The organism is Oscillibacter sp. (assembly GCF_032060045.1).
GTDB lineage: Bacteria > Bacillota > Clostridia > Oscillospirales > Oscillospiraceae > Oscillibacter.
In genome coordinates this window covers 52794-65510 of the sequence record NZ_DAMBZJ010000002.1, presented here as the reverse complement: position 1 = coordinate 65510, position 12717 = coordinate 52794, and the positions used below count along the sequence as shown (strand labels likewise).

The following is a 12717-nucleotide window of genomic DNA, read 5'->3' as shown; positions in this document are numbered from 1 at the left end:
TGCGGAGGGGCGGCTCATGGACTGGGTGAGCATCATGAAAAAGCCGGTGCCCACCAGTGAGAAGGCGATGGGGACGCCGATGATAACCAGGCCAAAAAGGGCGATTAAAAATACAGCTAACATTCTTATTTAGCCTCCGTATCTGCAGTTTCCAGCGCCTCGTTGCTGAACATAACAATTTTTGCAAGCTTCACTAGAGTCTGTATAAACATATATCCAAAACCGATGGGGGCACAGAGATAGACCGCACCCTTGGGAATGCGCAGCGCAGAAGTCAGCATGGGCCATGTCCCCTGCACCAATTCAATGCCGCCTTTGAACAGGGTGCCAAGCATCGCCAGCACCAGCAGCAGGGCGATGATCTCCACGATCTTACGAGGAATTCCGTGGAACATTTCAACAACGAAGTCCATTCGCATATGCTCTCCGTGGAGCGCGGTATCATTTGCCAGTATCGCGCCAAGGAACGTGACCCAGATGAATAGGAAGCGGCAGGCCTCCTCTGACCAGGAAAGACCGGAATTGAAGACATAACGTAGGATCACGTTCATGATTACCAGACCAGTCATCAGGGTACCGGCACCAATCAAAACAACCTTGATAGATGCCATCAGCCCATTGTTGATTTTCTTAAACACACTCATAATTAACTTGAAATCCTTTCTTCTATGTTTATGACAACCGCAAAAGCGGCGTATCATTTGAAAAATGCGGTTGCTTTTAATCGGCAGCGTCGATTAGCTGCTGTACGGCTGTCAGACTGCATAGAAACGCGGGCTGGCCGTTTACCGTAATACCACAGCGGCGTCCTTCCAAGGGGAAGAAAGCATACGTCATTTGCAGAGCGTCATCCATCTGCCCAAGTTGCAGTTTCATCTCAAGAAGCGGCCCACCCTCCTTGGGACCATTCCATTCACCCTGAAGGGAGATGCGATTCAGAGCGGCATAAACGCCATTTTGGAATTCCTCAAGAGACTGTTGTGCGCCATTTCGCGTTACATCCAGCGCAGGAGCGGTTCCGGAAATCCGATAAATATCAGTTCCAATCTGCAAGGAAGTGAGGTTTCCCATGGATACCTCTATCAGATTTTGTCCCACAACTTGAAGCGCAGTATCGTAAAAGAAAGAGAGGTTGGCGGTGGGGACCAGCATGACCAGGCCGCTGTCCTCACATAGAACGTAGGTCTCAGTGCCCACCTGCTTTCCCACCCGGATCACAGCGGAAGTACCGTCCTGATAAGACAACGTAAAGCAATTGCTGCGATCTGACAGAGCATAGCTTGATAACTCGTCCGGCTGGGTGACGACATCCACTCCCGTCAAGGCACGCAGCGGCGTCAGGATCTCGTCTCGTGCCTGATTCATTCCTAGAATCAGAGCATAAGGCGCCGTCATGGATAGAATTACGGAGCTGCTGTCCTTATAATCCGTGGACGCATGAACCTCATAGGCAAGAACCCCGTTCCGCTGCACAGAGAGACTGCGCAAGGCGCCGATGCGCTCTCCATCCAGAGAGGGATACAAGCTCAGGTCAAAAAAGCGATCAATATTGTCCAGAAGCACCTGCGCATAAGCGCGCTCCATGACAAATACCCGGGTATCGCCGCTGAGACAAGCGTAATATCCCTCACCGTCCGGAGTGGCATTGCCCACGCGGAAAAGAATGCCGTTTTGCGCTGCATCCTGCAACAGGATTTCCGCCTGAGGCGCCGTCAGCCCATACTGGGGATCAGAGGCATCTGCTCCATCTATCAGGCGTTTCATCGGCAACTGGTACACGGTATTGAAGAAGTTCGCGATCGCTCCAGCATCAGCGTCTCGCTGAAGATCGCCCGCCGCATAGTAGGTTCCTTTGGCAAAGGCGAGCACCACACTGCCGGTGGTGTTTTCCAAATTCGCCAACACCACATTTTCCGGCGAGGCATAGGAAGTAAAGTAGTACGTGGGCTCTTGATCGGCGACCGCCTCATTCCGCTCTGCAAAGGTCAGCAAAAGGGTGACTGCAATACAGACGAGCAGAGCCGAAATCAGCCCAAACAATGTTTTTTTCGTGGCTTTCATGAGTGTCTCCGTTTCAGGAACACCCAAAGACCTGTGAGCATCAGGCCCAGGGGTAACAAAACCACAAAGAACGCTCCAAACAGGATGATTGTCGTCCGGGTGAAGGATAAGCTGTCAGCAGTCAGATTTTTCGTCGGGATATTCAAGGTTACCTCATTATCCGTCATCTGGGAAAGGACTTGCAGCACAAGGTCAGCATTACCGAGGCTTTCGGTTTTGAGGTAACGCTCCTGATAAAAGCCCGTGCAGGCTGTGGCAAATACATACTGCGTATCATTTTCGCCGTCACGATTGGTGAAGCTGCGCTCGCCGGTAGCGGCCACGGTAAAGGGCCCGGACGCATCCTCCGCACTTTGCGTAAGCGAACTCATGGACGAGAAGCCCTTGGAATAGGAGGCAGAAGTGGAGCGCAGCACTGTGTTGGTAATGCTGGCGTTGACGTTGCTCAGGTCCAATGCCCGGCACTCCGGCAGCACCAAATAGGTAGAATGCTGGGAGAAGTAGACATTGATCATGCTGACGCCGAAATTTGGAATGATGTTCAAAGGACTGTCCATTTGCTGCCGGGGCTCCAGCACGATTTGATCGGTGACGGTGATGCCCCAGTCAGCCAAATAACCGTCCAGATTGGGCAAACTATTTATTTGCGGATCACGGAATACACACAGATTACCGCCTCGGTCCATGAACGCTTCTAAAATTTCCAGCTCTGCTTCAGAGAAATCACGCTTAGCGCCGGCGATGATGATTGCATCAACATGTTCGTTGAGTTCATCGATGCCCAACACCACCTGAGACACGTCGTAGTTGCTGTTTGCCACCAAATTCCGCAGCGTCTCGCTGTCATCCTCGGAATGGCCGGCGGTAAAGGCTACGCCGGGACAATCCTGATTGCTGACAGTAACGATGGCGGAGGTCAGCATAGTCTCGGCTTTCAAACCGGTGATGGAATAGTTTTGGCTTTCGTCCCCGGGGGCGGTACGAAACTCATAAAGATCGCTCCACGCAATGAAGCGAGATTGGATGCCGCAGGTCACCAGAATTCCGTTTGGACTGAGTTCAATCCCTTTTTGCCCATATTCTTCCACCATGGCGGGGGTGGCATCCAAATCCACGTAGCTAACATCAATCCTGGGGGAAGCGGCGGCGTAGCGGCTAAGCACTTCCTTAAGATTGGTGTCTGCAGCGGAGCCATCATTACAGTAAGTGAATGTCACTGTATTATTTAACTCGGAAAGAATGGTTTTGGTCGTCTCGGTCAGGCGAAATACCTGGTCTTCCGTCAGATCCAATTTCCACGAAAAGCGGTCGGTCGCTGCGCTGATCATGCTGTAAATACCCAGGATTACGGCGATGGACAGAAGCAGGCAGGTGATTTGAAGCGTGTGTTTTTTTCGGGATTGGTGCTGCACTTCTTCAGGAATCACGCCGCGGTTGGCTCTTCTTTGATGTTCCACAGTGCTCACTCCCTCCTTCCCCGCACGACTTCTGTGGTCAAAAGCAGGAAAATCGTCGTGATTGCCAAGTTCAGAGCGATGCCCGCAGGATTCAAAATACCCAGAGCCAGTTCATAATACATTTGCATCAGGGACAGCTTGTTGAAAAGAGCCAGCAGCACTGGGTTCTGGATAGCCGATCCAAGTCCATAGGAATACCAGAGGACAAAAATCAGGACATAGGAAAAAATCGCAGAAACAATCTGGTTTTCCGTCAATGCGGAAACAAAAATACCAATGGCAATAAATGTGCTCATCAACAGGATAATGCCGACATAATTGCCAAGTGTAATCCAGATTTGCACGCTGCCGCACAGCGCCAGAATAATGGGAAATGCCAGTGTTGCCGCCAGACCCAGCAGTAGCATGCTTTCGGCGGCCAGAAATTTTGCCAGCACCACATGCCTGTAATTCACGGGCATGGTGTATAAGAGCAAGTCTGTTTTTTGCTTCTTTTCCTCTGAAAAGCTCCGCATTGTCAGCATGGGCATCAGGAACATTTCCAGTGTGATGGTGGCCTGAAAGTAATCTGTAATATCACCACTGCGGGGCAACAGATTTTGCAGCAAAAAATAGTAGGCGTTAATGAATAAGAAGATGGCGTGAAACCCATATCCCATCACGGAATGGAAGTACTGGCGCATCTCCTTGCGATACACAGCGCTCATAATTCCGTCGTCTCCAATTCATTTTCGGTAATGCGGAGATAGAGGCTCTCCAGCGAGATGTCTTCCGGTTTCATCAGCAGCAGCTCATAATCAGTGGTGCGCAGTGTATGGTACAAAGCGCTGCGGATATCCGTGTTAACCCGATGGGATACCTGATAAACTCCGGACCCTTGTTCCTTCACCGCCAACACATCAGGAAGATTGCCAAGCAGTGTAACGATGCCTTCGGCGTCGCCGGAAATCTCCACTTCCAACACACGGCAGTTGGATAGCTGTTCCTGCAGTTGCTGGGGGTGTCCGTCTGCAATCAGCATTCCCTCATAAAACACCAGAATGCGACCGCAAATGGAACTGATTTCCGAGAGCACATGGGTCGAGAGAATGATCGTGTGCTCCTTGCTCAGGTTGCTCAATAAATCCCGAAACTCTCGGATTTGGCGGGGATCAAGTCCCACGGTAGGCTCGTCCAAAATGAGAATTTCGGGTTCGCCCACCAACAGCTGCGTGACAGCAACACGCTGCCGATAGCCCTTGGACAGGTTTCGGATCAAGCGATTCCGGGTGTCCGAAACCTGCGTGCGGGCACAGAGCTGATCAATATATCCGCGCAGTTGAGGCTTCTTCATCCGAAGTCCCCGAAGCTCACACGCAAACTCCAACTGCTCTGCCACCGTCATATCCATGTAGAGCGGTGGAATCTCCGGCAGATAGCCGATATGCCGCTTGGCCTCCAATGGGTTTTCTGCCATGTCCACGCCAGCAATTCGAACCTGCCCCCAGGAGGGGGTCAGATACCCGCAGAGCAAATTCATCGTGGTAGATTTTCCAGCTCCGTTAGGGCCGAGAAATCCCACAATTTCGCCTTTTTCGATGGTGAAATTCGCATCGAATAGTGCGTTGGTTGCACCATATCGTTTTGTTAAATGCGTGGCTTCGATCATCATGTGAAACCGCCCCTGTATGCTACGCGATTAGCAAAATATTTAAGAAAAATTACCATTCAGCCACAGAACCGTCTGCATGGCGCCAGACGGGATTCTTCCACTGATGGGGATGCTCGTTTTCTTCTAGAACCAAGGCTTTGTTGACTTCAATCCCAAGACCGGGTTTGGTGGGCATTTTTACAAAACCGTTTTCAAACTGGAAGTCCTCACGATTGACCGCGTAATCCAGAACTTCCTTGCCGACGTTGTAATGAATGCCGATGGACTGCTCCTGTATCACCGCGTTGTAGCTTGAGGCATCGACCTGCAGACATGCGTTCAGTGCGATGGGCCCAAGGGGGCAGTGAGGGGCCAGTGCAACGTCATAGGCCTCGGCCATGGAGGCAATCTTCTTGACCTCGGTAATGCCGCCGGCATGACTCAGATCCGGCTGGATAATATCTACGCCGCCAGCCTGCAGAAGGCGCTTGAAATCATACTTGGTGAACAGACGCTCACCGGTTGCGATGGGGATGTTGCAGCAAGCAGCGATCTCCTTAAAACTCTCCATGTTCTCGCACAGGACAGGCTCTTCAAGGAACATGGGGTCAAACTCCTCAAGTTTTTTGGCCAAGATTTTTGCCATGGGCTTGTGCACGCGGCCGTGGAAGTCGATAGCGATTCCAAAATACTTGCCGCAAGCCTCCCGGATAGCGGCCACACGGGCCAAAACAGCATCGACTTTTTCGTATGAGTCGATCATCTGCAATTCTTCGGTAGCGTTCATTTTGATGGCGCTGAAACCGGCGTCCATGCGCTCTTTCGCCATTGCGCCGGTATCGGCGGGACGGTCGCCGCCGATCCAGGAATACACGCGGATCTTGTCGCGGCACTTGCCGCCCATCAGCTCGTAAACAGGGGCATTGAAAAGCTTTCCCTTAATATCCCAGAGCGCCTGATCAATTCCGGACAGTGCACTCATTAAAACGCCGCCGCCGCGGTAGAACCCGGCACGATAGATGGTCGCATTCAGATCCTCGATGCGAGAGGGATCCTGCCCGATCAGATAAGGCTTGTACTCATTCACACAAGCCAAAACAGCGTCTGCGTGTCCCTCCAAAACGGCTTCACCCCAGCCGGTATAGCCTTCATCAGTTTCGATTTCTACAAAGCCCCATCTGGGACGGACGTAGTAGGCGTTGACAGCAGTGATTTTCATAGGATGACCACACTCTCCTTGTTTTCTCTTTGTAATAATAAGGAAGTCGTTGCATAACCGGGATAGATACAGTCCCATTGGAATGCTACAAAATGTTTCGTATGTTTGAACTTTATTATAAATTTTAAAAAAAGGCGACACAAGTTGTCTAAAATCTTTTCTACTTTTTCGTTAATTTTTTTTCTTGCTTTGTATGTTTTGCTAAAAAACGGGGTATTTTTTCCAAAATATGTTTTATTGCGGTCTTTATTGCGCTCTCTAACTAAAAAGACATCGGATGACTTTTGGATGTCTAAACACACAACGCGTTCACCGGAAGGCTACATAATTAGACTTGCGCCTGGCGTAAGACTAAATAATTCCGGTTGCTGTCTACGCAAATATGTTGTATGAAAGCAGTATGTGCCATTATTAATGTTTAACCATGGAACATATATCAAAACATTCTCTGGATTGTATGGACGAACGTCTCAAACAGAGCCTATCAAAAACGAATTTGGCAATACAACAAGATTGGCCTTGAGAGCCGAACGGAGGTGGCCTTGGAAAACCCGGCCTCTCACGGAGCAGGGGACAGGGGCACTGGGGGATACGGGATTCCGGCCTATGATGTTTAAGACAGACCTCGGAATGACATCCTACCTCTGCCATGATTTCCTTGTATCCCAGCGTGCAGGAGTTCCATCTACAACGCGCCGCATGCCGGACGGAAACATGGGACTTGACATGGTAAGCTTTTTCGGCGATACTGTGTGCAAGATAGCCATTCTGTCAGCCTATGCAGTGAATTGACGGGATGCGGCGGGCACGCTGAATGCGCTGATCGGTCTGAAACTATTGCGCTATTAAGAAGTTAAAAACGGCAATTTGGAAATGAAAGAGGACTGTATGGGAGAATTATCCAACATTAAGACGCGCGCACTTACTGAACGGATTGAAGAGAAGCTTTTTCAATACATTCTTGATGAAGGTCTGCGGATTGGTGCGAAGCTTCCAAATGAATATCAGTTGGCGGAGCTGTTTGATGTTGGCCGTGGAACGGTCCGCGAGGCGGTGAAACTGTTGGTTTCCCGCGGCGTTTTGCATGTTAAGCACGGATCTGGTACGTATGTGTCTTCCACAACGCCGCTCCGGGAGGATCCGCTGGGACTGAAAGCCGTTGAAGATAAGATCCAATTAGCATTGGACCTCACGGACGTGCGGATGATGCTGGAGCCAACGATCGCCGAGATGGCCGCCATCAATCGCACAGACGAGGAAGCGGCGCTTTTGAAAGTGTACAGCGATGCTGTGCGCAAAAAGATTGAAGCAGGGCAGGATTATTTGAATGAAGACGTAATATTTCATTCTTACATTGCGAAATGCTCTCATAATATGGTCGTAGCGCCGCTGATGCCCATTATTGATGCGGCAGTCATTTTGATCGCGAATATCACGCGCAAAGAGCTGTTGGAGGCAACCATCGAAACCCACGATCAGGTGGTAAACTGTATTGCTGATTGGGATTCTATGGGGGCGCGGGCTGCCATGTCCATGCACTTGGCACTAAATCGAAATGTGATCAAGCAGGAATACAAAAAAGCGCACAAACAGCAATCATCCAGCGAAAACCCCTGAATCCTGCCGGAACGCTTTAAAGCCGTTTCAAAAGCAATTGCTTTTGAAACGGCTTTTTTTTGCCTCTGATACAGTTGGCATATACCCATGCGGGTATTTGAACTCCAAGTAAATAAAAGCGAATCCTGAAAACTGGGCGCTTTCAGCCTGCCAGCCACAATCCGAGCTTCGATCCTTTCTGTGTACCCAACATTCTGCATCGAGATGGCACAGGAAATGGGATTCTGTTCATTCTTCGATCTTCTTTCGGATGGCTGGATTAGGTGACGCGTTCTTTGTAATACACTGTCAGCAGGTCCACGACCATGCCGTAACTCTTCATGCCGTGCTCGTCGCCATAGCCCTTTAATAGGCCGTCATAGACCTTGTTAGAGACTTTTTTCACTGTGGAATCACGAAATTGCGCCCAATAGGCGTTGTTGTAGGCCAAATCTGCCCGCACAGTGTCGGGAAGCCCCTCGTAAACCTCACGCCAGCGGTCTGGGTCCGCCTGATAAAGAGCGTTTCCAAGATGTACATAACCCAAAAGCCACCCGGAATACGCGTATTCCGGCAGACCGGAAACCGTGCAGGCCAGAATCGCAATGAAGTTGCACTCCTGCTCTGAGGCAAAGCCCCGCTGATGTGCCAACTCGTGGGCCACGGTGGAGGGCAGAAACACGGCGGGACTGTCCACATTCACATTGCTTTCTCCGATGAGGGGGCAGTAAAATCCTGTGAAGTCCAGCATACTCATCACACGGGAGAAATAAACCGCCTTGGGCGGCACATCGTCAAAGGACAGGAAGGGATATTCCTTGGAAACCCGGTCGTAGACCCATACGCTCTCTTTCAAAATTTCCTCTGTGGACAGAGAAAATAGGCCGTTTTCGTCCCGGGGAACCTGCCCCGCCGTTTCTGCCAGCCGGTCAGCGAAATACTGTGTGACGGCGGTCAAATCCTCCAAGGACACGCTTTGAGCAACGATGCCGGATTTGGCCTGAAATCCGTCTGCCCGATACTGCACGCCCCATAGCCAGCAAAATGCCAGCCAGACCGTCAGTCCTGTGCACACGGCTCCAAGCATCGCGCCGTACGCCCGATGGCCCCGACCCTCCTTCTTCCGAAAAACAGCGATAGTTCCCAGAATAAGGTAGAAGACGATAAACACCACCAGCAATCCGCACAGGACTTCCATCACGGAAAAATGGACCCGATAGCTGAAGATGCCCAGTAAGCGGCGGAAGGGATTGATCACCCGCTCCGTCAGTGTGGTCATCCATGCGCCATTCCATCGGACGGCAAAAAAGACCGCCAGAAGCAACAAGTCAACCGCCAGCCAAAGATGCAGTTTTTTGTATCGTAGAAAAAAGGATCTCATACCCATCACTCCGAGGCGAGAAGACGGCGGGTGTAGTCATCCTTGGGATTCCCGAACAGTTCTTCCACTGTCCCTTGCTCCACAATCCGCCCGTTCTTCATCACCAATACTCGGTGGCAAAGCTGATATACCACATTCAAATCATGGGAGATGAATAGATAGCTCAGCTCCAGTTCCTGATTCAGCTTTTTCAAAAGCCCCAGAATCTGGGCCTGAATCGTCACGTCCAAGGCGGACACCGGCTCATCAGCCACCAAAAATTTCGGCCGCTGAATCAGCGCCGCTGCGATGGACACCCGCTGGCGTTGCCCACCGGAAAGCTCCGCAGGCTTTGCGTCCAGCACCTCTTCGGGCAGTTCCACCCGGTCCAGAATGTCCCGAACGCGCTGCGCCCGTTCCTCTGCGTTGTATTTACCGAATATCCGCAGCGGCTCCTCCAGAATCCACTCTACGGAATAGGCCGGATTTAAGGAGCTGTACGGGTCCTGAAAAATCATTTGGGGGCGCTTGGTATAGTGGATAATTTCGCCGGAGTCGGGCTTAATCATGCCCAGAATTGCCTTTGCCAAAGTGGATTTCCCCGTGCCGGATTCTCCCACCAGACCCAGAATTTCTCCCTCGCGTACATCAAAGGTGACGTCATGCAGCACCTCCCGGCGCTTTCCTTTTCCCAGCAGTCCGCCGCCACTCTCATACCCACAGGTGAGATGGCGGACGGAGAGGGCCGGCTGATCGGTCATTGTGGAACCCTCCCTCCGTAAACACAGATATTTTTCGACACAAACTGAAATATTAGATCAATATATTACACATTGGAATCAGAATTGGGCTTATTCCGGGAGGGAATGGCCGCCACCAGCTTTTTTGTATAGGGGTGCTGCGGATTGGAGTAGACCTCCTCCGTGGCGCCCGCCTCCACAATCACCCCGGTCTGCATTACCGCCACTCGGTTGGTAATCCTGCGGACCACGTTCAAATTATGGGAGATAAATAGCATAGCCATGCCGTATTCCCGGTTCAACCGCTTTAAAAGTTCCAGTATCTGAGACTGAATGGTCACGTCCAGCGCGGTGGTCGGCTCGTCCAGCAGCAGGAGCTTGGGGTGAATCACGGCGGCTGCCGCAATCATTGCACGCTGAAGCATGCCGCCGGAGAGTTGGTGAGGGTATTTGTCATAGAGTGTCTCTGGCTCGGGCAGTTCCACCCGCGCCATGGCGGAAAGCGCCCGGGCGCGGCGTTCCGCCGGGTTCATATCCGTGTGGAGATACAGGCATTCTTCGATCTGCCGTCCAATTTTCATCAGCGGGTCCATACTGGACTGCGGCTCTTGAAATACCACGCCGATGTCCCGGCCCTGAATTTTCCGCAGGGCGGCCCGGTCCGCGTGGAGAAGATCCTGCCCATCCAGCAGCACGTCACCGGAATAGATGCACTGCTTGCGCGGCAACAACCCCGCCACCGACATGGCCGTGACGGATTTGCCGGAGCCAGACTCCCCCACAAGGCCCAGAATCTCTCCATCGGCAATGGAAAGAGACACGCCGGATACCGCCTCCCGGCAGCGGGAGTGAAATTTCACATGAAGGTCCCGGATTTCAAGCATTCCGTTCCCCCCTTCCGTCCTGAAGCCCCTCGCCGATGAGGCCCACGCCAAAAATCAGCGCCACAATCATTCCACCGGAGCAGAGCGCATACCACGGGGCGGAGACAAACATCCCCTGCGCCTCCGAAAGCAGTGCACCGAGAGATGCCTCCGGCGGCTGACCGCAAAGGCCCAAAAAGCTCATGGACGCTTCCGCCAGCACGGCGTTGTTAAATCCAATGGTCAGCGCGGGGAGCAAAATGTGAAGCGTGTTTGGCAGCATATGAACAAACAGAATGCGTGCGCTGCCTGCGCCCATCAGCCGGGCGCTCTGGACAAAGTTCGCGTCCCGCAGGGCGGCAAACGCCGTTCGGGAAACCCGGGCAAAGCTGGGAATAAACACAATCCCCAGCACCAGCAGCACCTGATATTTCCCGGAGCCGAACACAGCCACACATACCAGCGCCAGCAAAATGCTGGGAAAGGCGGTGATGGTGTCGTTTAGGCGCATCAGCGCCTCGTCCACCGCGCCGCCGAAATACCCGGTCAGCGCCCCGATCAGGGTGCCAAGGATTCCGCCGATTGCCACGGTTCCCCCGGCCACCAACGCCGTGAAGCCTGCGCCCTTGAGAACGCGGCTGAAAATATCCCGCCCAAAGTTGTCCGTTCCAAACAAGTGGATAAAGGAAGGCGGCAGAAGTGTTTCACTGCCGCGCATGGCGGTGGGGTCGTAGGGCGTCCACACCGCGCCCAGCAGAATCAGGGTCAACAATATCCCCGTGATGATGCAGCCCGCAAGAAAGCAGGCGTTTCGGTGGGCGCGAACGGCCTTTTGCAGCGTTTTCATGTCCGCGCACCTCCAAGCCTTGGGTCTATAAAACGGTTGATCAGGTCCGCGGCGGTATTTGCCAGCACAACCCACAAAGCCAGAATCACCACGATGGCCTGGACTGTGGGATAGTCCCGCCCTGAGATGGATGTAAGTAGCAGCCGCCCCAGCCCCGGCAGGTTAAACACCTGCTCTACCACAATGCTCCCCGCCACGATTTCCGCCATGGTCTGGGCCAGAAACGTCACCACCGGAACCAGAGAATTTTTCAGTACATGGTGATACAGCACCCTCGACCGGTCGTTTCCCCGGGCAATGGCGGTGCGTACATAGTCTTTATCCATCTCCGTCAGCACGGTGCTGCGAAGCATCCGCATCGTCTGGGCCACCCGGGGGATGGCGAGGGCGACGGAAGGAAACAGCAAATACCACAGGGACCCGCCCACATCCGTACTGAATCCGGGGAAGGCCCCATGGCGAAACCATTGCAAGAGGATGCTGAACAGCCATGTTAACAAAATGCCGATGAAAAACGGAGGCAGAGCCATCAAAAACTGGTTGGTCACGGTGTTCACCGCGCCCTCAATCCGCCCGCCCTGCCGCACGGAACGAAGGCCCAAAGGCAGGGCCAACGCCAGCGTTAGGGCAAAGGCCATCAGGCTGAGCATCAGCGTCACCGGGAGTCGGGCCGAAAGCAGGTCAGCAACAGGTCCGCCGGAATAGGACTGTCCGGGATCTCCCGTGACAAAGCCTCCAAGCCAGCTTCCGTACTGCACCAGAAAAGGGCGGTCCAGCCCCATTTCGTGGCGCAGCTCCGCCACCCGTTGGGGCGTGGCCTCTGTCCCCAGCCGGTCGGTGGCGGGATCCCCCGCCACCACCTGAAACGCCGCGAAGGCCAGAAAGGAGACCGCCAGCATGGTTGCAAACAGCGACGCCAGTTTTTTTGCCGCGTATTTCAAGGC

General features: G+C 52.8%; 13 protein-coding genes. 1 reads left to right on the top strand and 12 read right to left on the bottom strand.

Annotated features, from left to right (window positions below; translation table 11 throughout):
- From RT018_RS01310 to dgoD, 7 genes are all read right to left on the bottom strand, one after another.
- On the bottom strand, positions 1-123 hold a 123-nt coding region (locus tag RT018_RS01310), incomplete at its 3' end, for a hypothetical protein (RefSeq protein ID WP_312938845.1).
- 2 nt (positions 124-125) lie between these two features.
- Positions 126-644, bottom strand: coding sequence for a TRAP transporter small permease (locus tag RT018_RS01305; protein WP_312938730.1), 519 nt, complete (start codon positions 642-644; stop codon positions 126-128).
- Between the two features lie 76 nt (positions 645-720).
- On the bottom strand, positions 721-2061 hold the full coding sequence (locus tag RT018_RS01300; RefSeq protein ID WP_312938729.1) for a DUF4340 domain-containing protein: 1341 nt from the start codon (positions 2059-2061) through the stop codon (positions 721-723).
- Entirely contained in the window at positions 2058-3518 is a 1461-nt protein-coding gene (locus RT018_RS01295; RefSeq protein ID WP_312938728.1) for a GldG family protein, read from the bottom strand. The genes RT018_RS01300 and RT018_RS01295 overlap by 4 nt, the downstream gene beginning before the upstream one ends.
- 5 nt (positions 3519-3523) lie before the next feature.
- On the bottom strand, positions 3524-4225 hold the full coding sequence (locus RT018_RS01290) for an ABC-2 transporter permease (protein WP_312938727.1): 702 nt from the start codon (positions 4223-4225) through the stop codon (positions 3524-3526).
- Positions 4222-5169, bottom strand: coding sequence for an ABC transporter ATP-binding protein (locus RT018_RS01285; protein ID WP_312938726.1), 948 nt, complete (start codon positions 5167-5169; stop codon positions 4222-4224). The genes RT018_RS01290 and RT018_RS01285 overlap by 4 nt, the downstream gene beginning before the upstream one ends.
- Positions 5170-5218: 49 nt before the next feature.
- Positions 5219-6367: a galactonate dehydratase gene (gene dgoD / locus RT018_RS01280; protein WP_312938725.1), complete on the bottom strand. Its 1149-nt coding sequence runs from the start codon at positions 6365-6367 to the stop codon at positions 5219-5221.
- A gap of 888 nt (positions 6368-7255) precedes the next feature.
- On the opposite strand from dgoD, the gene RT018_RS01275 reads away from it, so the two are divergent.
- Entirely contained in the window at positions 7256-7984 is a 729-nt protein-coding gene (locus RT018_RS01275) for a FadR/GntR family transcriptional regulator (RefSeq protein ID WP_397359478.1), read from the top strand.
- Between the two features lie 259 nt (positions 7985-8243).
- Here the strand turns inward: RT018_RS01275 and RT018_RS01270 are convergent, their stop codons facing one another.
- The 5 genes from RT018_RS01270 to RT018_RS01250 form a co-directional block, all read right to left on the bottom strand.
- Positions 8244-9344 (bottom strand): DUF3810 domain-containing protein, encoded by a 1101-nt coding sequence (locus RT018_RS01270; protein ID WP_312938724.1) that lies wholly within the window; start codon positions 9342-9344, stop codon positions 8244-8246.
- A 5-nt stretch (positions 9345-9349) separates the two neighbouring features.
- A complete protein-coding gene (locus RT018_RS01265; RefSeq protein ID WP_312938723.1) occupies positions 9350-10084 on the bottom strand; it encodes an ATP-binding cassette domain-containing protein in 735 nt (244 codons plus the stop codon).
- A gap of 65 nt (positions 10085-10149) precedes the next feature.
- A complete protein-coding gene (locus RT018_RS01260; RefSeq protein ID WP_312938722.1) occupies positions 10150-10947 on the bottom strand; it encodes an ABC transporter ATP-binding protein in 798 nt (265 codons plus the stop codon).
- Positions 10940-11773, bottom strand: coding sequence for an ABC transporter permease (locus RT018_RS01255; protein ID WP_312938721.1), 834 nt, complete (start codon positions 11771-11773; stop codon positions 10940-10942). Before RT018_RS01255 ends, RT018_RS01260 begins: the two co-directional genes overlap by 8 nt.
- Positions 11770-12714 (bottom strand): ABC transporter permease, encoded by a 945-nt coding sequence (locus RT018_RS01250; RefSeq protein WP_312938720.1) that lies wholly within the window; start codon positions 12712-12714, stop codon positions 11770-11772. Before RT018_RS01250 ends, RT018_RS01255 begins: the two co-directional genes overlap by 4 nt.
- Positions 12715-12717 lie beyond the last annotated feature (3 nt).